Source organism: Roseateles microcysteis (assembly GCF_036880965.1).
Taxonomy (GTDB): domain Bacteria; phylum Pseudomonadota; class Gammaproteobacteria; order Burkholderiales; family Burkholderiaceae_C; genus JAUASW01.
The window spans coordinates 269,262-289,425 of the sequence record NZ_JBAJMV010000007.1 but is presented as its reverse complement, the minus strand read 5'-3'; the positions used below and the strand labels follow the sequence as shown (position 1 = coordinate 289,425).

Here is a 20,164-nt window from a genome sequence, read left to right as displayed (position 1 = left end):
GTGTGTGCCTGCGCCGGGGCCTACACCTCGGCGCGCCACTCGCCTGACTTGCCGCCCTGCTTCTCCAGCACCCGAATCTGCTCCATGACCATGCCGCGGTCGGCGGCCTTGCACATGTCGTAGATGGTGAGCAGGCCGATGTGCACGGCGGTGAGCGCTTCCATCTCGACGCCGGTGCGGCCCAGCGTTTCGACCTGGGCACGGCAGTTCACGGCATGGGCTTGTTCATCGATCTCGAAATCGACGGCCACGCGGGTGATGGGCAATGGGTGGCACAGGGGAATCAGCTCTGCCGTGCGCTTGGCTGCCTGGATGGCCGCGATGCGCGCCACGCCCAGCACGTCGCCCTTCTTGGCCGTGCCGCTCTGGATCAGCGTCAGCGTGGCCGGCAGCATGCGAATGCGGCCGGCCGCCACCGCGACCCGGTGGGTCTCGGCTTTGGCGGCCACATCGACCATATGGGCCTGGCCTTGAGCGTCGAAATGGGTCAGAGGCGAGTTCATGGGTTGGAAACAATCCGGAGACACAGTCTCTGCCATGATAGGGGCCTTGCTCCCCGGTGCCGATGCCATGTCCCGTTCCCTGAACCGACCCAGCCGCCTGGCCGTGGCTTGCCTCAGCGCGCTGCTGATGCTGGGCCCGCAAACCCGCTTGCACGCTCAGGTCAACCTGCCCTCGCTGGGCGACGCGGTCTCGGACGAATTCAGCATCAGCAACGAGCGCCGTATCGGCGACCAGGTGATGCGCTCGATCAAGCTCGACCCGGACTACCTCGACGATCCGCTGCTGTTCGAATACATCAGCAATCTCTGGCAGCCGCTGGTCGGCGCAGCAACCCGAACCGGCAACCTGGGTGAGGACGTCAAGGAGCGCTTCGCGTGGGAGCCCTTCCTGGTGCGGGACCGCAGCGTCAATGCCTTTGCACTGCCCGGCGGCTATGTCGGTGTGCATCTGGGCCTGATCGCGATGACCGGCACCCGCGATGAACTTGCCTCGGTGCTGGCGCATGAGTTGTCGCACGTCACGCAGCGGCATATCGCGCGCTCTGTGGCGCAGGAATCTCGCAACAGCCTGCTCGCCACGGCAGCGATGCTGGCGGGCCTGCTGGTGGCAGTGAAGGGCGGCAGCGCGGACGTGGCCAACGCGGCCATGGTCGGCGGCCAGGCGGCGGCCCAGCAGGCCTCCCTCAATTTCTCGCGCGACATGGAGCGCGAGGCCGACCGCGTCGGCTTCGGCGTGCTGACGGAAGCGGGCTATGCCGGCACCGGCATGTACGCGATGTTCGAGCGGCTCGAGCAGGCCAATCACCTGAACGATTCCGGCGCCTATCCCTATCTGCGCACCCACCCGCTGACCAGCGAGCGCATCGGCGATGCCCGCGCCCGCCTGGGCACCGGCAGCTGGGAGCGGCCGCGCAGTGCGGCCGAGCATGTGCTGATGGCTGCGCGCTCGCGCGTGCTGATGGACCCGCGTGCCGAATCCTGGGCGCAGCTGCAGAACCTCGATGCCGGCGCGCGCACGGTCGATGGCAAGAGCTTCGAGCAGCTGGGCGCTCGCTATGCAAGCGCCCTGGCCTCGATAAAGATGCGCAACTTTGATCGCGCCGAGGCCGCCTTGGGCGCTGCCTACTTTGAGCTGGCGCGCCTGGGGTCCGACTCACGCGGCTTGCGCGCCTTGCACTATCTCGCCGCTGAACTGGCGGTGGCGCGCGGTCGTCCGCAAGCTGCACTCACGGCGCTGGGTCAGCTCGATGGCGAGCGCAGCCGCGTGATGCTGCTGGAGCGGGCCAAGATCGGGATGACCGATCCCGACCTGGCCACGGCGCGTGATGCTGCCGATGGCTTGCAAACCTATGTCGCCGTCAACAACCGCGATGCCACTGCCTGGAATCAGCTGGCGCAGTTGTGGGAGCGCTTGAACCAGCCGCTGCGCGCGGTGCGCGCGCAGGGTGAGGCGCGGGCTGCCGTGGGTGACTTGGGCGGCGCCATCGACCGCCTGCGCTCCGGCCTGCGCCAGTCAAGGAGCCGCGACTCCGACCAGATCGAAGCATCGGTCATCGATGCGCGTCTGCGCACCTTGATCTACGAGCAGCGCCAGTTGCTGGCCGAGATGTACCCGCGCGGCGTGCCGCCGGGTGCCGAGCGGCCCTGACAGCCAGGCTATTCAACCGCCGGGAACAGGCGCTCCATCGCCACGTCGATCACCATGCCGCACAGGCTGTAGATCAGCGAGCCGATCAGCGCCGCCCAGAAGCCGCTGACAGCAAAGCCTTCCAGCAGATTGGCCGCAGCCCAGAACATCAGCGCGTTGATCACGAACAGGAAGAGACCCAGGCTCAGCACCGTGACCGGCAGGGTCAGCAGCACGAGGATGGGCCGCAGCAGCGTATTCAAGAGGCCCAGCACCAGGGCCGCAATCAGCGCCGAGACGAAGCTCTTGACCTCGACGCCCGGGTAGAGGTGCGCCAGCAGCAGCAGCGCCGTGGCAAGTAGGAACCATCGCACAAGGGTCTTCATGGCCCGAGCATACAGGCGCGCCCGGGCACTCGGCATCGGGAGCTGGAGCAGGAAAGCGACGCGAAGCGACAAGATATGAATGGCAATAGGAATCGTTCGCATTTGTGTTAAGCTTCGGCAACGCGAGGCCAGTCGATGCGCTCGCGACCCAGCTTGACCCTTGTGATGAGTCAGACCCTCGCACTCTCTGCCAACTTCGGTGCCGCCATTCCAGGCACTGCGCCTTACGCCGAGGCACCACGCCGCCGCCTGGCCCTGGGCGTGCTGGCGCTGCATCTGCTCTTCCTGTGGGGATTGCTGCAGCACGAGCTGGTGAGCCAGGTGGTGCAGAAGGCCAAGCCCATCGTGGTCAGCCTGATTGCAGACAGCGAGCTACCCAAGCCGCAGGTGGCCGTGGTGGCACAGCCGCAGCTGCCGCAGATGCAGATTCCGGCCCTGATCGTGCCCGTGCCCGAGGTGCAGATCACCGCGCCGGCTGTCACGCCGCAAGTGACCGTGGCGCCACCGCCGCCGGCGCCGGTCCAGCCGCAAGTGACTGCGCCCACCGCCGTTACAGCGCCCACGCAGCCGCCCGCGCTGCCGGCCATCAAGACCATTCCTGCCGGCGCGGTGCGCTACCTGAACGAGCCGCGGCTGCTGGTGCCGACGCTGTCGCGCAGGCTGGGTGAGCAGGGCATCGTCTACCTGCGCGTGATCATCGATGTGAACGGGCGTCCGCGCGAAATCAGCTTGAAAAAATCCAGCGGCTTCGACCGCCTCGATCAGCAGGCGCTGCAGGACATGCGCAGCGCCCGCTTCGTGCCGCAGACCGAGAACGGTCAGCCGATCGAATGGGAAGTGGTCGCCCCGCTGTCCTACGAACTCGTGCGCTGAGTCGCCGCCGCACTCAGACCCAGTGATCCACCGCTGACAAGGCCGCCCGTGTGGCGACCATGGGCAGCGCTTTGCCTGAATTCATTTGAGGAGATCCGACATCATGTCCAACAAGATCAAGAAGACCATGCCGCACGCGCTGCTGCCACTGGGCGCGCTGGCCGCCGGTTTCGGCCTGGCCTCGGCCAGCCTGGCCCAGACGGCCACGACGCCGGTTGCACCTTCCAAGCCAGCGAGCGCACCGGCCACGCCAGCTGAAACCACGCTGCCCGTGGTGCGTGCCAAGGCCACAGTGGAGAAGAGCGGCAAGGAAGACTATCAAGCCACCGAGACCCAGATCGGCAAGGGCAAGCAGGAACTGCGCGACATTCCTCAGTCGATCACGGTCGTGACCGAGAAGCTGATCGACGACCGCAACCTCGACACGATGAAGGACGTGCTGAAGAACACCGCCGGCATCACGTTCATGGCGGCCGAAGGCGGCGAAGAAGACATCCGCCTGCGCGGTTTTCCGCTGCAAGCGACCGGCGACGTGTTCATCGACGGCATGCGCGACCCGGCCTTCTACGAGCGCGACACCTTCTTCTACGACCGCCTGGAACTGCTGCGCGGCTCAGCCTCGATGCTGTTCGGCCGCGGCTCCACCGGCGGCGCGGTCAACCAGGTCAGCAAGAGCCCTCGCCTGCTGAATGAAAACCAGATCGATGTCACCCTGGGCAGCCATGAGTACGCCCGCGTCGTCGGCGACTTCAACATGAAGACCGGCGATGGCGAGGCCCTGCGCATTGGCGCCATGGTCACCAAGGCCGACAACAACGGCGCCGGCAGCTCGCTGGACAAGCGTGGCCTGGCCGCGACCTACCGCCTGGGTATCGGCGAAGTCGACGAGTTCGCCGCCACGCTGTACTACCTCGACAACGACAACGGCATGAACTACGGCATGCCCTGGATCCGGCCGACGCTGAGTGCGCCGACCAGCGAGACCACGACGATTCCGGTGGACCCGAGCGCCTTCTACGGCATGGCCAGTGACCGCAATGCCGGCAGTGCCGCCTGGGCTCTTCTGAGCCACACGCACCGCTTCTCGCCCAGGACCGAAGTCACCACCAAGATTCGCAAGGCCGACTACACCCGCGACCAGCGCGCCGGCACCGTGCGATTCGCAGGCGCGACTTCGCAGCCTGACCGCCTGGGCGTTTCGCTGGAGACATTCGGCCCTAACACCGTCATCACGCGCGGCACGCAGCTGAAGGTGCAAGACCTGCAGACGCTGTCGGCCCAGAGCGACTTCAGCTCGAAGTTCGATGCCCTGGGTGTCGGCCACGCGCTGCAGGCCGGGGTCGACTACTCGAAGGAAGAGAAGCAGGTCTATGGTGCGCTGAGTGCTGCCCAGGGCGGCGTGTCGCCGACCAAGGTGAGCACCACGGTGGGCAAACCGAGCGACGGCGCCTCGATCGACGAGAGCCTGCGCAAGTTCCGCGTCGCCAACGAGTACACCTCGAACGCTGCCGGCGCCTACCTGCAAGACCTGATCCAGCTGGCACCGCAATGGAAGGTCCTGGCCGGCGTGCGCTACGACTGGCTCAAGGGCGACTACAACACCTTCAGCATTCCCAATGCGGCAGTCACGCCGGTCACCACGACCAGTTATCGCATGAAGGTCTCTGAATGGAGCAAGCGCGCTGCCGTGCTGTTCCAGCCGAATGCCTTGATGTCCTTCCACTTCGGCGGCGCCACGTCCTTCAACACCTCGGGCGATGCCTACTCGCTCGGCGCTTCGAACCAGAACACGCCGCCGGAACAGTCGGTCAATATCGAACTCGGTGCCAAGCTCGATTCCTCGGATGGCAACTTCACCACCCGCCTGGCCCTGTTCCGCTCGACCAAGCTGCACGAGCGCAATACCGACCCACTGGTCGACCTGGTCACGCTGTCGGGCAAGCGTCATGCTGCCGGCTTCGAAGTCGACTTCACCGGCCGCCTCGCGCCGGGCTGGGAAGTGTTCTCGTCCTTCATGTGGATGCCGGTCGCCAAGATCGACATCGCGGCGCCCGGCGCTGAAGGCCAGGGCTCCCGCCCATCGCTTACGCCGCAGTACTCCGGCACCTTCTGGACCACCTACCAGATCACGCCGCAGCTGCGCCTGGGCGGCGGCCTGAACGCCCGCAGCGCTCAGCAGCCCAATCGCAACCCGGGCTTCTACGCCGACAAGTTCATCACCGGTGACCTGATGGCCGAGTACACGATGGTGCAGGAGAAGCTGGTCTTCAAGGCCAACCTGAGCAATGTGACCAACAAGCTCTACGCCGATTCGCTCTATACCGGCCACTACATTCCGGGTGCTGGCCGCCTGCTGCAGCTGACTGCGAGCTTCAAGTTCTGATCTGTCCTTCAGGGGATGTTGGGCGCCGTGTCGGACCTTCCGGCCGGCGCCGTTTCTTTTCGGGTCGCCTGCCCGGACGCTGACGCTGTGATGGATCAATGCGTGCCGGCCAATCTTTGCTAAGGTGGCAACCATGCTGCTGCGAGTTCCCCAAGTCCTGAACCCTGCCGAACTGCGGCAGGCCCGCGAACTGCTGTCTGGTGCCAGCTGGAGCGACGGCGCCTTGACCGCCGGCAGCCAGGCCGCACAGGTCAAGCACAATGAGCAGCTGCCGCGAGACGGCGCCGAGAGCCAGACGCTTCAGCAACTGGTGCTGGGCGCGCTGGAACGCAGCACGCTGTTCTTCTCGGCGGCCCTGCCCAAGCGCGTGTTGCCGCCGATGTTCAACCGCTATGCCGGCGCGAACAACCGCTATGGCAAGCACGTGGACCAGGCGATCCGCTACATCCCCGGCGGCATGCAGCGCGTGCGCACCGACGTTTCCTGCACCGTGTTCCTGGCCGGGCCCGATGAATACGAGGGCGGCGAGCTGGTGATAGCAGACACCTTCGGCGAGCAGCGCATCAAGCTCGAGGCCGGCGATGCGGTGCTCTACCCCGGCACCAGCGTGCATTGCGTCGAGCCGGTCACGCGCGGTGCGCGCCTGGCGAGCTTCTTCTGGATCGAGAGCATGGTGCGAAGCGACGAGCAGCGCCGCCTGCTGTTCGAGCTCGACCAGGCCCTGATGCAGCTGCGCACCGAGCATGGCGACAGCGAGGCCACCACACGTCTGGCCGGCACTTATCACAACCTGCTGCGCATGTGGGCCGACACCTGATGGCCGACCCGATGCAGCAAGGCCTGGAGCCCATCCCCGCGGGCGTCGTAAACCTCACCGACTTCGAGGCGCATGCGCAGGCGCGGATGAGCGAGCAGGCCTGGGCCTACTTCAGCGGCGGTGCGGCGGACGAGCTGACGCTGCGCGCCAACCACGCTGCCTGGGATGCCATTCATTTGCAGCCGCGCGTGCTGCGCGACTTGAGCGGCGGCCACACGCGGGTCACGCTGCTTGGCCGCGAACTGCCGCATCCGATCCTGCTGGCGCCGATTGCCTATCAGCGCATGGCCCATGCCGATGGCGAGCTCGGCGTGGCGCATGCAGCAGCCGCGCAAGCTGCCGGCATGATCCTCAGCGCACAGTCCAGCATGCCGATGGAGCCGATTGCCGCTGCCTTCGCCGGCGAGCCGCAACGCGGGCCGCTGTGGTTCCAGCTCTATTGGCGAGACGACCGCGACTTCATGAGCGAGTTGCTGAAGCGGGTCGAGCGCGCAGGCTATGAAGCCCTGGTGCTGACGGTCGATGCACCGGTGCATGGCGCGCGGGACCGCGAGCGCCGCGCCGGCTTCGCATTGCCGGCCGATGTGCGCGCGGTCAATCTCGGCGGCTTGAAGAAGGCCATCGATCTGCAGCCCGGCCAGAGCCTGATGTTCGATGGCCTGATGGCCCGCGCCGCTACTTGGGCGGAGGTGCAATGGCTGCGCGAGCACAGCAAGCTGCCGCTGCTGCTCAAGGGTGTCCACCACCCGGATGACGCGCGGCAGGCGCTGTCGCTCGGCGTTGCAGGCTTTGTCGTGTCCAACCATGGCGGCCGCACGCTCGATGCCTTGCCGCCTTCCGCCGCGCTCTTGCGCCGCATGCGTGCGGCGCTCGGGCCGGAGGTGCCGCTGCTGGTGGACGGCGGCATCCGCCGCGGCACCGACGTTCTGAAGGCGCTCGCGCTGGGCGCCGATGCGGTGCTGCTGGGCCGTCCCTATGTGTTCGCGCTGGCCGCTGCGGGCGCGCATGGAGCGGCGCATGCGATCCGGCTTTTGCGCGATGAATACGAGATCGCGATGGCCCTCTGTGGTTGCCGCACGCGCTCCGACATCGGGCCGCAGTTGCTCCAGAGCGCGCACGAATGATGCACGCGAGCGACAACCAAGGGTAAACAAGGCCGATTTCATCGTGTCTTGTCGCAAAGTTCCTCTATGAGAGCCTTCTCAATGCGAGAGGTGCGCAGTACCATTCGCTGCGCAGGGTGCTAGAGAGAAACGAAGGGTCAAGACCTTCCCCCGGACCCGGCACATCAACAACCTTTGATGGAGAGAATCGAAATGGCAACTGCGAAGAAGGCCGCCCCCGCCAAGAAGGCGGCACCGGCTAAGAAAGCCGCTCCGGCGGCCAAGAAGGCGGCTCCGGCCAAGAAGGCCGCTCCGGCGAAGAAAGCAGCTCCTGCGAAGAAGGCTGCACCCGCCAAGAAGGCCGCTGCTCCCGCGAAGAAGCGGACTCCCAATGCAGCATTCATGAAGGCCATGACGCCTTCCGCTGCACTGGCCGCCATCGTCGGCTCGGCACCGCTGCCGCGTACCGACGTGACCAAGAAGGTCTGGGAGTACATCAAGAAGAACAAGCTGCAAGACGCGGTGCAGAAGCGCATCATCGTCGCCGATGCCAAGCTGAAGGAAATCTTCGGCAAGGCCAAGGCCGATATGTTCGAGATGACCAAGCTGATCAACAGCCACTTGAAGTGAAGCGCTGGCGCGGCTCTCGCAGCCGCGCCGCCGCAGCAACAAACCCGGCCCCGGCCGGGTTTTTTTATGCCTGCGCCATCAACCTGTGCACGAGGCCTTTGCTTCAGGGCAGGCCGAGTTGACGACGCAGGGCGGCGAGCAGCTTCAAGACATCAATGGGCTTGAGCCAGTAGTCGACAAAGCCGGCCTTTCGCGCGGCGGCGATGTGCTCATCCAGCGCATCGGCCGACAAGGCAATGCAGGGCGGCTGCGGCAGCGCGGCATTCGCGCGCAGCGCCGAGAGCAGTTCCAGGCCATTCATGTCCGGCAGGTTCATGTCCACGAGCATCAGGTCCGCCCCCGAGGCGGCCAGCAACGCCAGGCCCTCGGCACCGGTCTCCGCGCAATCGAGCTGCCATTGCTGCTCGGGTGGCAGCAGGCGGAACACCTCTTCCATCAGCACCATATTGAGGCGGTCGTCTTCGATGTAGATGACGCGGGGCATGGCCGCAGAGCGTAGCAGCGTTCTGCGTGGGCCTGGCCGAATCAGCGCGAGCGCTGCAAGCGGCGCTCGAGAAAATCAAGCCGGTCCTGGCCCCAGAACAGCTCGCCTTCGACCGCATAGGTTGGCGCGCCGAACACGCCGGCGTCGATGGCTTGCTGCGTGTTGAGGTCGTAGCGCTCGGCCGCGGCCTGCGAATGGCCGTCCTCGATACGACGCGGTGCCAGGCCTTGCCGAGCCACGAGATCGGCCAGCACGCGCTCGTCGGCGATGTTGAGCTCTTCCACCCAGACAGCCCGCAGGATGGCGCCAGCGAGCTTCATGGCGGCCTCGGCGCCGTCGAGCAGGTCCACCGCGATGATCAGCTTGGCCGCATCGTCCGGTTGCACCGGAAAGTAGCGCGGCTTCAAGGTCAGGGGCACGTCCAGCCATTCGCTGAAGCGCTGCAGCTCGACCAGGCGATAGGCCTGGCGCTGCGGCGCCCGCTTGGCCAGCGGCAGGCCGCCGGACACCGGAAAGACCTTGCCGCCGAGGTCGCAGGGCAGGATCCTCACCACCGCACGGTGGCGTTTGGCGATCTCGGAAAAGCGCTGATGGCCGAGGTAGGTCCAGGGCGAGTTGGGCGCGAAGTAGTAGTCCACCGAAAGGGTCGAGGCCATGGTCTGGTTTCCTGCAAGGGAAAGGCGGGCAGCCAGTCTAGTCCGCTCGTGTCCGGTGTGCAGCCAGGGGTTTTTGCCCGCTGGCGTCAGCGTCCGAGCAGCGGCTTCAGATAGCGCCCGGTATGGCTGCCTTCGTGGTCGGCCAACTGTTCCGGCGTGCCGGCCAGCAAGAGCTGGCCCCCGCCCGAGCCGCCTTCCGGGCCCATGTCGATCAGCCAGTCGGCCGTCTTGATCACGTCCAGGTTGTGCTCGATCACGACGATGGTGTTGCCCGCGTCGCGCAGCTGATGCAGGACTTTGAGCAGCAGCGCGATGTCGGCGAAATGCAGGCCGGTGGTCGGCTCGTCCAGGATGTAGAGCGTGCGGCCGGTGTCGCGCTTGGAGAGCTCCAGCGCCAGCTTCACGCGCTGCGCCTCACCGCCAGACAGCGTCGTGGCGCTCTGCCCCAGCTTCACGTAGCCGAGGCCCACATCCAGCAGCGTCTGCAGCTTGCGCGCCAGCGTTGGCACGGCGCTGAAGAAGGCATAGGCGTCTTCCACCGTCAGGCCGAGCACCTGGGTGATGTTCTTGCCCTTGTAGAGCACCTCCAGTGTCTCTCGGTTGTAGCGCGCGCCGTGGCAGGTGTCGCAGGGAACGTAGACGTCGGGCAGAAAGTGCATCTCCACCTTGATCACGCCGTCGCCCTGGCAGGCCTCGCAGCGGCCGCCAGCGACATTGAAGCTGAAGCGGCCGGGGCCGTAGCCGCGCTCACGGGCAGTGGGCATCTCGGCGAAGAGCTCGCGGATCGGCGTGAACAGGCCGGTGTACGTTGCGGGGTTCGAGCGCGGCGTGCGGCCGATCGGCGACTGGTCGACGTTGATGACCTTGTCGAAAGCGTCCATGCCTTCGATCTCGTCGTGCGCCGCCGGGTCCTGGTGGCTTTGATAGAGCTTTTTGGCCACGGCCGCGTAAAGCGTGTCGTTCACCAGCGTGCTCTTGCCCGAACCCGAAACGCCGGTGACGCAGGTCAGGACGCCAATGGGGATCTCGACCGTCACGCCCTTCAGGTTGTTGCCGCGCGCGTTGACGATCTTGAGCCTGCCCGCATCCTCCGCTGGCTTGTGTCGCTCGGCCGGCACTTCGATGCGCTCCACGCCGCTGAGGTAGCGGCCGGTCAGCGACTCGGGATTGGCCGCCACTTCGGCCGGCGTGCCCTGGGCCATGATGCGGCCACCATGCACGCCGGCGCCGGGGCCGAGGTCCAACACATGGTCGGCCGCTCGGATCGCGTCTTCATCATGCTCGACCACCAGCACCGAGTTGCCCAGGTCGCGCAGCCGGCGCAGTGTGGCGATCAGGCGGTCGTTGTCGCGCTGGTGCAGGCCGATGGAGGGCTCGTCGAGCACATACATCACGCCGGTCAGGCCAGAGCCGATCTGCGAGGCCAGGCGGATGCGCTGGGCTTCGCCGCCAGAGAGTGTGTCGGCGCTGCGGTCCAGGCTCAGGTAATTGAGGCCCACGTCGTTCAGGAAGCGCAGGCGCGAGGCGATCTCGCGGATCACCTTGCCGCCGATCTCGGCCTTGGCGCCCTTCAGCTGCAGGCCTTCGAAATACTCCAGGCATTCGCGCAGCGTGGCGTGCTCGACGTCGTAGATCGGCCGGCCCTTGAAGCCCGGCGCGGCATCGGCAGGCTGCAGGACCACGTGGCGCGCCTCGCGGCGCAGGCGCGAGCCTTCGCAGTGCGGGCAGGGCTTGGCGGCCTGGTAGCGGGCCAGGTCTTCGCGCACGGCGCTGGAGTCGGTTTCGCGGAAGCGCCGGGCCAGATTGGGCAGGATGCCTTCGAAGGGATGCGAGCGCTTGACGCTGCGCTTCTTGCCAGTCGCCGTTTCGGCCTGGTAGCTGAATTGGATGTCTTCGCTGCCCGAGCCATGCAGGAGCACCTGGCGGGCTTGGTCCGGCAGATCTTCGAAGGCGAGGTCGATGTCGAAGCTGTAATGCGCGGCCACGCTTTCCAGCATCGAGAAGGTATAGGCGTTGCGGCGGTCCCAGCCCTTCACAGCGCCGCTGGCCAGGCTCAGCGTCGGGAAGGCCACGACGCGGTCCGGGTCAAACACGGTGACCTGGCCCAGGCCTTCGCAGCTTGGGCAGGCGCCCACCGGCGAGTTGAATGAAAACAGTCGCGGTTCCAGCTCCGGCAGCGAGTAGCTGCAGATCGGGCAGGCGAACTTGCTGGAGAAGATGGTTTCTTCGCTGCTGTCCAGGTTGAGCACCAGCGCGCGGCCTTCGGCCAGCCGCAAGGCGGCTTCGAAGCTCTCGGCGAGGCGCTGGCGCAAGGTATCGGCAGCGTCATGACGGATCTTGATGCGGTCCACCACCACATCGATGTCGTGCTTCTCGGCCTTCTTCAGCGTCGGGATGTCCGGCGCCTCGACCGTCACGCCGTCAACCCGGAAGCGCACGTAGCCCTGGGCCTGCAGGTCCTGGAACAGCTCGGCGAACTCGCCCTTGCGGTCGCGCACGACGGGCGCCAGCAGCATCAGCTTGCTTTCGTCGGGCATGGCCAGTACCGCATCGACCATCTGGCCGATGCTTTGTGCTTCCAGCGGCAGGTGGTGGTCCGGGCAGAAGGGCGTGCCGGCGCGGGCATAGAGCAGGCGCAGGTAGTCGTGGATCTCGGTCACCGTGCCCACGGTGGAGCGCGGGTTGTGGCTGGTGGCCTTCTGCTCGATCGAGATCGCCGGCGACAAGCCCTCGATCACGTCCACGTCCGGCTTGTCCATCAATTGCAGGAACTGGCGGGCGTAGGCCGAGAGGCTTTCCACGTAGCGGCGCTGGCCCTCTGCATAAAGCGTGTCAAAGGCCAGGCTGGACTTGCCCGAGCCCGACAGTCCGGTGATCACCACCAGCTGGTTGCGCGGCAGGTCGACGTCGATGTTCTTCAGATTGTGGGTGCGCGCCCCTCTCACCTTGATCAAGGTGGCTTCTGGCTGGAGGCGGGGAACATCGGACATGGCGGACAGCAAGCGGGCAGGGGAAGAGAACTCGCCATCATAGGCCGAGCAGCCATTTGGCCGTGATCTGCGGGCCGGGACGCTGTGCGGGCGCACGGTTCAGCTGCCATGACTTGCAGCTGGCGACGTATTTCATGCCATCCATCGCATCCGCCTCGCAGCGGCCGGGGTGGCTCACGATACTGACTCCATCGACACAGCAATTGGGCTGTGAAGACACAAAGCAAACCGAACCCCAAGGAGTCCATCATGAAGAACCTGATCCAAGCCCTCGTCGCCACCAGCCTGCTGGCCACCGCCACCTTTGCCGCTGCTGCCCCGCAGAAGATCGAGCAACTGCCCCGCGTCGTCATCACCGGCAAGTCGGTGCAGAGCCAGCAAGTCGTGCAACTGCCACGCGTCGTTGTTGAGGGCCGCAGCCTGCTGAGCCAGCAAACACGCCTGGCACTGAACGCTCGTCGCGCCGCACTGCGTGGCTGATCTGGGACGGTGACTGCATGAATCAAACAACCGTCGTCCCCTTGCACTGAGCCGAGTCAAGGGCGCATCCGCGAGGTGCGTCGCTGACTCGGCTCAGGTCATTTCATCAGGGCCGGATGCTCACCAGCATCCGGCCTTTTTCGCGTCCCTTCACCGACCTGCGTGGAAGACTCCAACCGGCACATAGCAGCCACACGCTGTTTCCTTCTTTCGCGCTGCCGAGGCCATCGGGTGAGGGCTTGTGCTCCTGTCCCCCGGACCGGGCTTCGCCCGATCCTCCTCCTTTACCTCGCCCAAACCCTCACCCGACGCCCTCGGCCGAACCTGCGCCTGCCACCCGGCGCAGGCCACGGTGGTGCGGAGCAGGACGGCAGTGGGTGCCCCGCAGCGAGGTAAAGGAGGAGGCGCCGGCCGCAGGCCGGTGACGGGGGACAGGAGCGAAGGGGTGCCCGCTGGCGGCCTGATCTTCGACGTACCTTCGAGGAAGAAGGCAAGAGTCCGCAACGTGCCGTCAACAGGCATCGGCGGAAATCGGCGCGGGCGACGAAAGTCACTGTTCATCGGCATTGCAAGCCGTTCGCCCGTGCCGGCATGCGGCCCATCGCACGCGCCTGGGAATCAAGAGTCGGCTTGCCGAAACTACAGGTACCGACACAGCAAACCCACCAGGAGCCCATCATGAACATCATCGCCAAGACCATCGTCCTTGCCACCGTCTGCGCCGCCACGTTGAGTGCCTTCGCACTGGCCTACCAAGGCGCTGCACCGCAGCCGAAGATCGTCAAGTTGGAGCGTGTGGTGATCGTGGGCAAGCGCATGGGTGTCGAGCACATTGCCCAGTTGCCGCGTGTGCTCATCGAAGGCCGCCGCAACCAGGTCGGCAGCGACCTGCAAGTGGCGCAAGCAGCGGCTTGCCTGAACAGGCAAGTCTGCTGAACACAGCTGCTCGGTAGCCCTGTGTTCGAGAAGCCCGGCCCAGGCCGGGCTTTGTCGTTTCTGGGCCGGCGATTGCAGGCTTAAACAGGCTGATGTCGGAAGTCATGTGCGGAGGGAAAGCTCTCAACTTCGCGCGACAGCCGGTCGTCGTCACCGGCATTTCACGCCGCTGCGCCTGCCATCCATCGCCTGCCGCTGGTTCTGCAAGGGAGCGATGACGACACTTCAATCATCGCAACGACCTCCGGTCCTAACACCCCAAGGAGCCCACCATGAACGCAGCCACCAAGACCCTCTTCACTGCCCTGGTCGCCGTCGCCGGCGCAGCCGCAATCGGTACCAGCATGGCCGACCATCTGTCGGTGGCCGATGCCCAGCCGGTGCACAAGCTGGAGCGCGTGGTGGTGGTCGGCAAGCGTTCGGTGGATGCCCAGCATGCACAGATCGTGCAATTGCCCCGCGTGGTGATCGAAGGCCGCAGCAGCTACCAAGTTGCCAGCGCCGCCGATTGCAAGGCTGCCGTCTGCTGAGTTGGCAAACCCAGGTCAGCGCGATAAACAAATGGAAAGGCCCGCTTCGGCGGGCCTTTTGCATGCCTGGAAGGACTTGCTCTTCCTGATTCAGAACGTTTCCCAGTCACCGCTGTCGGCCGGTGCTTCCTTGGGCGCAAGCGCGGGCCCTTGTGGGCTCAGCAACTTTCCAGAACCCGCAGGATCTCACGCCCATAGGCTTCGAGCTTCTTGGCGCCGACCCCCGAGATCTGCGAAAGCTCGTCCAGCGAGGCCGGCCGCTGGCGCGCCATCTCGGCCAGCGTGACGTTCTGGAAGATCACGTAGGCGGGCAGCCCATGCTCCTTGGCCACCTCGGCGCGCCAGGCCTTGAGCGCCTCGAAGACCTGCTCGCCCTGGCTGTCGAGGTCCAGCGCCTCCACCTTGGCGCGGCTGCTGGCGCTGCCGGTGCGAGTGGTCCGGGATGAGCGCTTGGGCGGCACGCTGGGCACGCGCAGCAACAGCCGCACCTCGCCCTTCAGCACCGATCTCGCGCTGTCGGCCAGCACCAAGGTCATGTACTCCCCCTCGGTGAACACATGGCCCAACGAGATCAATTGCCGCAGCACCGCGCGCCACTGCGCCTCGGGCAGGTCGGCGCCTATGCCCCAGGTGGAGAGGCTCTGATGGCCGTATTGCGTGACCTTGTCGGTCACCTTGCCTCGCAAGACGTCGATCAAGTGGCCAGCACCAAAGCGCTGGCCGCCGTTTTGCTGGAAGCGGTAGATGCAGCTGAGCAGCTTGCGCGCGGCGTCGGTGCCATCCCAGGTCGCGGGCGGGTTCAGGCAGTTGTCGCAGTTGCCGCACGGCTGGCTTTCTTCGCCGAAATAGGCCAATAGCCGCACGCGGCGGCAATCGGTGGCCTCAGCCAGCGCCAGGAGCGCGTCGAGCTTGCCGCGCTGGCCCTTCTTGAATTCTTCATCGGCCGGGCTCTCGTCGATCATGCGGCGCTGGTTGACCACGTCTGCGAGGCCGTAGGTCATCCAGGCGTTGGCCGGCGCGCCATCGCGCCCGGCGCGGCCGGTCTCCTGGTAGTAGCTCTCGATGTTCTTGGGCAGGTCCAGGTGGGCGACGAAGCGCACATCGGGCTTGTCGATGCCCATGCCGAAGGCGATGGTGGCCACCATCACGATGCCGTCTTCGCGCAGAAAGCGGTCTTGATGTTTCTGGCGCACGGCTGCATCGAGGCCTGCGTGGTAGGGCAAGGCCTTGATGCCTTCGCCTTCCAGCCAGGCGGCCGTTTCTTCGACCTTCTTGCGGCTCTGGCAGTAGACGACCCCGGCTTCGTCCTCATGCTCGTCGCGGATCAGGCGCAGGAGCTGCTCGCGCGGCTTGGCGTCTTTCTCGACGATGGAATAGCGGATATTGGGCCGGTCGAAGCTGCTGATGAAGACACGCGCTTCTTCGAGCTTCAGGCGCTCGATGATGTCGGCGCGGGTCAGGTCGTCGGCCGTGGCCGTGAGCGCGATGCGCGGCACATCCGGGTAGCGCTCATGCAGCAGCGACAGCGCCAGATATTCGCTGCGGAAGTCATGCCCCCATTGGCTGACGCAATGGGCCTCGTCGATGGCGAACAGGCTCAGCAGGCCGCGCTCGTAGAGAGAATCCAGTTGCGCCAGGAAGCGCGCATTGGTGACGCGCTCCGGCGCCGCATAGAGCATCACCAGGCGGCCGCTCATCATTTCGCGCTCCACATGCAGCGCCTGTTCGCTGCTCAGGGTGGAGTTGAGGAAGGCGGCATGGACACCGGCCTCCTCCAGTGCACCAACTTGGTCATGCATCAAGGCGATCAGCGGGCTCACCACCACGCTGACACCCTGCCCAGCGCGGTGCCGTGCGATGGCGGGTATCTGGTAGCACAGGCTTTTGCCGCCGCCGGTGGGCATCAGCACCAGGGCGTCCCCGCCGGCACTCACCTGTTCAACGATCTGGGCTTGGGCGCCGCGGAAGGCGCTGTAGCCGAACACCTCTTGCAGGATGTGCTGGGCCACGGGATGATGGTCTGGTCTTGTCATGGAAGACCGGCATTGTCGAGGACTTTGCCGATTCACCCCTCCACAAGGCCAGCGATGAAGATTCCCGACATTCCTGCTGACGAAGCCGAACGCCTGCAGGCGCTGCAGTCGCTGCACCTGCTGGACAGCGAGCGCGAGGAGCGTTTCGACCGCTTTACTCGTTTGGCACGACGCTTGTTCAATGTGCCGATGGCACTGGTCGGCCTGATTGACGCAGAGCGAGAGTGGCTCAAGTCGGCCCAGGGCATGGAGGGGATCACGGAGACACCGCGCGACCTCTCGTTCTGCGGCCACACCATCCTGCGTCCCGAAACCATGGTGGTGCCCGACGCGCTGCTGGATGAGCGCTTTTTCGACAACCCGATCGTGACCGGTCCGCCCCATATCCGCTTCTATGCCGGCCGGCCCTTGCGCAGCCCCTCGGGCCATGCGGTGGGCACCTTGTGCCTGCTCGATACCCAGCCACGTCAGCTCAACGAAGAAGACCTGGCCCTCCTGGGCGACCTGGCCGACATGGTGGAGCATGAGCTCGCCATCCTCCTGCTGGCCACGCTGGACGAGCTGACCGGCCTGACCAACCGGCGCGGCTTCGAGGCGCTGGCCCGTCATTCGCTGGGCATGTGCCGGCGCATGAAACGGCCGGCGGTGCTGCTGTTCTTCGATCTCGATGGCTTCAAGCGCATCAACGATGACTACGGCCACGCCGAAGGCGACAAGGCTTTGCAGACCTTCGCGCGGCTGCTGCGCTCCACCTTCCGGGAGTCTGACGTGGTGGCGCGCCTGGGTGGCGATGAGTTTGCCGTGCTCCTGACCAATGCCACGCAGCAGGACTGCGACCGCGCGCTGGAGCGGCTGACGCTGGCGCTCTACGAGCACAACGCCATGGCCGCCTATCCGCTGCGCCACAGCGTGGGCCGGGCCGACTTCGATGCCGACAAGCATGCAGATGCGGCGGCGCTGCTGGCCGAGGCCGATCGCCTGATGTACCGCCAAAAACAATCAAGAGGCCGTTAGGCCGGGCGCTTCACTGCGCAGTGCGCTTCTCGCCGTGCCCGGTCACCGTGCTCATGCCCGAGCTGCTGCGCCTGAGATTGGGCTTGCCCCAGTAGTCGACGCTGCCGATGCCGGAGACGCCGACCCTGAGGTCGTCGATCACCCAAAGCGCCGCGCTGCCGATGCCGCTGATCGACACGCCGGCCTTCTGCGTCTGCAGTTCCTCGGCCTGCAGCTTGCCCTTGCCGGAAACGCTGAGGGCGAGCTCGCGCACCTTGCCGCGCAGCTGGCCCTCGCCAGCGCCCGAAATGTGGAAGCCCAGCTGTTCGCAATGCAGCTCGTCGAAGCGCGCCAGGCCGGCGCCCGAGATGTAGATTTTCAGCTGCTCGGCCTTCACCGGACCGGGCGCATGCAGGTCGCTGGAGCCTGACAGCACCAGCTGGGTCATGTGGCGCATCTCCACGTCGATCTGCAGCCGCGTGTTGTTCCAGAACTTCCAGGTGCCGGTGGGCTTGATCAGCACGCGGTCGCCCGAGAGGCTGACCTCGACGCTGCGCTGGATGTCGCTGCCGCCGACGATGAAGATCTCGTCCTTGTCGCCCTGCACCAGCTTTACATTGGCCGAGCCGGCGACTTCCAGCCGTTCGAAGGGGCCGAGGCTGTAGACCTGGCCGGTACGCGGCGTGCCCGTCTGGGCCCAGCCGCTTGTGCAGGCCAGCAGCAGTGCGGTGGCGAAGAGGGCCTTGTGCTTGATCGTGCTCATATCGATTGCTCCCTCAGCTTCTTGGAAACCTCGCGGCTGGCCGTGAAGCGGCTGCCGTCCTGCATCTGCACCACCAGCTGCGAGTTGTCGTCCGGCGTCATCGATTCGACGAAGTCCAGGTTGACGATGCAGCTGCGTTGCAGCTTCAAGAACCTCTGGGTGTCGAGCCGCTGCTCGAACGCGGTGATCGGCAGCCGCACCAGGTATTGCTTGCCACGGCTGGCCACAGCTGTGTACTTGGTGTCCGAGCGCAGGTACTCGATCGCCTCGACATTGATCGGGAAGATCTTGCCCTGGTCGCGCACCAGGATGCGCTGCAGCGGCTCGACCGGCATTTCGCTTGCGTGGCTGGCCTGGCTCAGCGCTTCGCTCAGCGCGCTGCTGCTTTGCAGCCTTTGCAAGGCGTGCTCCACGGCTTCGTTGAAGCGCTCCTGCGAGAAAGGCTTGAGCAGATAGTCGGCGGCATGCAGCTCGAAGGCGGCGAGCGCATGCTCGTCATAGGCGGTGGTGAAGATCACCGCCGGCACCTGGCCCAGGCCCGCGGCTTCAGATTCGGCCAGCGCGCGCAGCACCTGAAGGCCGGTCATTCCGGGCATATTGATGTCCATGAAGACAAGACCCGGCTGCTTGGCGCGGATCGCTTCCAGAGCAGCAGGGCCGTTGGGCGCGATGCCCAGCAGCTCCAGCTGTGGCAGCTCCTTGATCCATTCGGCCAGGCTTTCTGCGGCCAAGGGCTCGTCCTCGGCGATCAGCGTGGTGATCTTTGTGTTGCTCATGATTGCGGAATCCACAGGTCGACGCGAAAGCCCGCGCCGGGAGCGGTGTGCACGCGCAGGCGCGCACGTCCTTCATAGTCCAGGGCAAAGCGGCGGCGCAGGGCGCCGAGGCCAATGCCGGGGCGGGCCGAGGCGGCGTCCAGCTGGGCCGGGTCGCAGCCCTCGCCGTCGTCGCGCACGCACAGGTTCAGGCCATCGGTCAGTGCATCGCGTTGCGCGCTGATCGTGATGCAGCCGCCGTCCATGCGCGGCGCAATGCCGTGGACGATGCTGTTCTCCACCAGCGGCTGCAGCGTGAGCGGCGGGATCTCGTCTTCCAGCGTGCGCTCGTCCAGCTCCCATTCGATCTTCAGGCGCTGCCCCAGGCGCAGCGCCTCCAGCGCCAGGTAGTCGCGCAGGAAGTCCAGCTCCTCCTGCAGCGTGACCCGGTCGGTGGCCTCGCGCTTGGTGGCCAGCACATAGCGCAACATGCCGGAGAAGCGCAGCAACGCGGCCTCGGCCGCCCGGGCGTCCTTGCGGGTCAGGGCGATGATGGAGTTGAGCGTGTTGAAGAGGAAATGCGGATTGAGCTTGCCGCTGATCACGGCCAGCTCGGCCCGGGCCAGCGCCGACTCGGCCTGGGCTGCGGTCACCGCCAGCAGCTTGGCCCGGCGCGCGTTCAGCGCCGCGACAAAGCCGGTGGCCAGCACGGCGTAGACCAGGAGGCCCCAGATGGCCCGCCAAAGAAAGCTCTGCTCCAGCGTGGCGTCGGCATGCTCGGCGCCGAACAGCAGCAGGGCAGCGCCGTAGTCCAGCCCCAGCCAGGTGATGGAAAACAGCAGGGCGGCAAGCAGGTGGACGAAGAGCAGTACGGGCAGCGCCGGCTCATGGCGCGCAAACCAATGGGCCAGCGGCAGCACGGCCAGGCCCAGCAGCATCGGCGCCCACAGCGTGAGGGTGGCCTGGTAAACAGCCTCCCACAACTGCCAGAGCCCGCGCTGGAACTCGGTGCCCGCCAGCACGAAAAGGAGCCAGGCCACCAGACAGGCCGCCCCATAGCCCAGCAGCAGCGGGGCGCTCGTGCGGGCACCGGCTGGGGTCTTGGAGTTCTTCAGGCTGGGCATGTCGGCATCTTAGGGAAGGCTCAGACGCTGCCGGGCGGGTGGCAGACCAAATCCCGGATTGTGGGTATGAGCCTCCGCCCGGCCGATCCGAAGGGGGC

General features: G+C 66.0%; 20 protein-coding genes. 10 read left to right on the top strand and 10 right to left on the bottom strand.

The window, feature by feature from the left end:
* Positions 1-20: 20 nt before the first annotated feature.
* Positions 21-503 (bottom strand): cyclic pyranopterin monophosphate synthase MoaC, encoded by a 483-nt coding sequence (gene moaC, locus V3596_RS19970; protein ID WP_334279589.1) that lies wholly within the window; start codon positions 501-503, stop codon positions 21-23.
* 67 nt (positions 504-570) lie between these two features.
* On the opposite strand from moaC, the gene V3596_RS19965 reads away from it, so the two are divergent.
* On the top strand, positions 571-2,151 hold the full coding sequence (locus V3596_RS19965; protein WP_334279588.1) for a M48 family metalloprotease: 1,581 nt from the start codon (positions 571-573) through the stop codon (positions 2,149-2,151).
* Positions 2,152-2,159: 8 nt separating this feature from the next.
* Here V3596_RS19965 and V3596_RS19960 read toward each other — a convergent pair whose 3' ends face one another.
* Positions 2,160-2,516, bottom strand: coding sequence for a phage holin family protein (locus V3596_RS19960; RefSeq protein ID WP_334279587.1), 357 nt, complete (start codon positions 2,514-2,516; stop codon positions 2,160-2,162).
* Positions 2,517-2,681: 165 nt separating this feature from the next.
* On the opposite strand from V3596_RS19960, the gene V3596_RS19955 reads away from it, so the two are divergent.
* From V3596_RS19955 to V3596_RS19935, 5 genes are all read left to right on the top strand, one after another.
* The gene (locus V3596_RS19955) at positions 2,682-3,389 is read left to right on the top strand and encodes an energy transducer TonB (RefSeq protein ID WP_334279586.1); all 708 of its coding nucleotides are present in this window, start codon (positions 2,682-2,684) and stop codon (positions 3,387-3,389) included.
* 103 nt (positions 3,390-3,492) lie between these two features.
* A complete protein-coding gene (locus V3596_RS19950) occupies positions 3,493-5,772 on the top strand; it encodes a TonB-dependent receptor (protein ID WP_334279585.1) in 2,280 nt (759 codons plus the stop codon).
* 133 nt (positions 5,773-5,905) lie between these two features.
* Positions 5,906-6,589, top strand: coding sequence for a Fe2+-dependent dioxygenase (locus tag V3596_RS19945; RefSeq protein WP_334279584.1), 684 nt, complete (start codon positions 5,906-5,908; stop codon positions 6,587-6,589).
* Positions 6,589-7,713 carry an alpha-hydroxy acid oxidase gene (locus V3596_RS19940; RefSeq protein WP_416384001.1) on the top strand — a complete coding sequence of 375 codons (1,125 nt, stop codon included), beginning with the start codon at positions 6,589-6,591 and terminating at the stop codon, positions 7,711-7,713. The genes V3596_RS19945 and V3596_RS19940 overlap by 1 nt, the downstream gene beginning before the upstream one ends.
* Before the next feature lie 192 nt (positions 7,714-7,905).
* Entirely contained in the window at positions 7,906-8,322 is a 417-nt protein-coding gene (locus V3596_RS19935; RefSeq protein ID WP_282827914.1) for an SWIB/MDM2 domain-containing protein, read from the top strand.
* A gap of 103 nt (positions 8,323-8,425) precedes the next feature.
* On the opposite strand, the gene V3596_RS19930 is transcribed toward V3596_RS19935, so the two are convergent.
* From V3596_RS19930 to V3596_RS19915, 4 genes are all read right to left on the bottom strand, one after another.
* Positions 8,426-8,806, bottom strand: coding sequence for a response regulator (locus tag V3596_RS19930; RefSeq protein WP_334279583.1), 381 nt, complete (start codon positions 8,804-8,806; stop codon positions 8,426-8,428).
* A gap of 41 nt (positions 8,807-8,847) precedes the next feature.
* The gene (locus V3596_RS19925) at positions 8,848-9,462 is read right to left on the bottom strand and encodes a 2-hydroxychromene-2-carboxylate isomerase (protein WP_334279582.1); all 615 of its coding nucleotides are present in this window, start codon (positions 9,460-9,462) and stop codon (positions 8,848-8,850) included.
* An 86-nt stretch (positions 9,463-9,548) separates the two neighbouring features.
* Positions 9,549-12,452 carry an excinuclease ABC subunit UvrA gene (uvrA, locus tag V3596_RS19920; RefSeq protein ID WP_334279581.1) on the bottom strand — a complete coding sequence of 968 codons (2,904 nt, stop codon included), beginning with the start codon at positions 12,450-12,452 and terminating at the stop codon, positions 9,549-9,551.
* A gap of 37 nt (positions 12,453-12,489) precedes the next feature.
* Complete coding sequence (locus tag V3596_RS19915; RefSeq protein WP_334279580.1) at positions 12,490-12,630, bottom strand: hypothetical protein; 141 nt, start codon at positions 12,628-12,630, stop codon at positions 12,490-12,492.
* Positions 12,631-12,701: 71 nt separating this feature from the next.
* On the opposite strand from V3596_RS19915, the gene V3596_RS19910 reads away from it, so the two are divergent.
* The 3 genes from V3596_RS19910 to V3596_RS19900 all read left to right on the top strand — a co-directional run bounded on the left by V3596_RS19910 (position 12,702) and on the right by V3596_RS19900 (position 14,398).
* Complete coding sequence (locus tag V3596_RS19910; RefSeq protein ID WP_334279579.1) at positions 12,702-12,932, top strand: hypothetical protein; 231 nt, start codon at positions 12,702-12,704, stop codon at positions 12,930-12,932.
* 678 nt (positions 12,933-13,610) lie between these two features.
* Entirely contained in the window at positions 13,611-13,868 is a 258-nt protein-coding gene (locus tag V3596_RS19905; protein ID WP_334279578.1) for a hypothetical protein, read from the top strand.
* 272 nt (positions 13,869-14,140) lie between these two features.
* Positions 14,141-14,398 (top strand): hypothetical protein, encoded by a 258-nt coding sequence (locus tag V3596_RS19900; RefSeq protein ID WP_334279577.1) that lies wholly within the window; start codon positions 14,141-14,143, stop codon positions 14,396-14,398.
* 158 nt (positions 14,399-14,556) lie between these two features.
* On the opposite strand, the gene recQ is transcribed toward V3596_RS19900, so the two are convergent.
* On the bottom strand, positions 14,557-16,431 hold the full coding sequence (recQ, locus tag V3596_RS19895; RefSeq protein ID WP_334279576.1) for a DNA helicase RecQ: 1,875 nt from the start codon (positions 16,429-16,431) through the stop codon (positions 14,557-14,559).
* 54 nt (positions 16,432-16,485) lie between these two features.
* Between recQ and V3596_RS19890 the strand changes: the two genes are divergently transcribed.
* Positions 16,486-17,445, top strand: a complete 960-nt coding sequence (locus tag V3596_RS19890; RefSeq protein ID WP_334279575.1) for a sensor domain-containing diguanylate cyclase — start codon at positions 16,486-16,488, stop codon at positions 17,443-17,445.
* 10 nt (positions 17,446-17,455) lie between these two features.
* On the opposite strand, the gene V3596_RS19885 is transcribed toward V3596_RS19890, so the two are convergent.
* Genes V3596_RS19885 through V3596_RS19875 form a run of 3 tightly spaced genes read right to left on the bottom strand, consistent with a single transcriptional unit; the run spans position 17,456 to position 20,066 of the window.
* Positions 17,456-18,187, bottom strand: coding sequence for a head GIN domain-containing protein (locus V3596_RS19885; protein ID WP_334279574.1), 732 nt, complete (start codon positions 18,185-18,187; stop codon positions 17,456-17,458).
* Positions 18,184-18,963, bottom strand: coding sequence for a LytR/AlgR family response regulator transcription factor (locus V3596_RS19880; protein ID WP_334279573.1), 780 nt, complete (start codon positions 18,961-18,963; stop codon positions 18,184-18,186). Before V3596_RS19880 ends, V3596_RS19885 begins: the two co-directional genes overlap by 4 nt.
* Positions 18,960-20,066 (bottom strand): sensor histidine kinase, encoded by a 1,107-nt coding sequence (locus V3596_RS19875; protein WP_334279572.1) that lies wholly within the window; start codon positions 20,064-20,066, stop codon positions 18,960-18,962. Before V3596_RS19875 ends, V3596_RS19880 begins: the two co-directional genes overlap by 4 nt.
* Positions 20,067-20,164 lie beyond the last annotated feature (98 nt).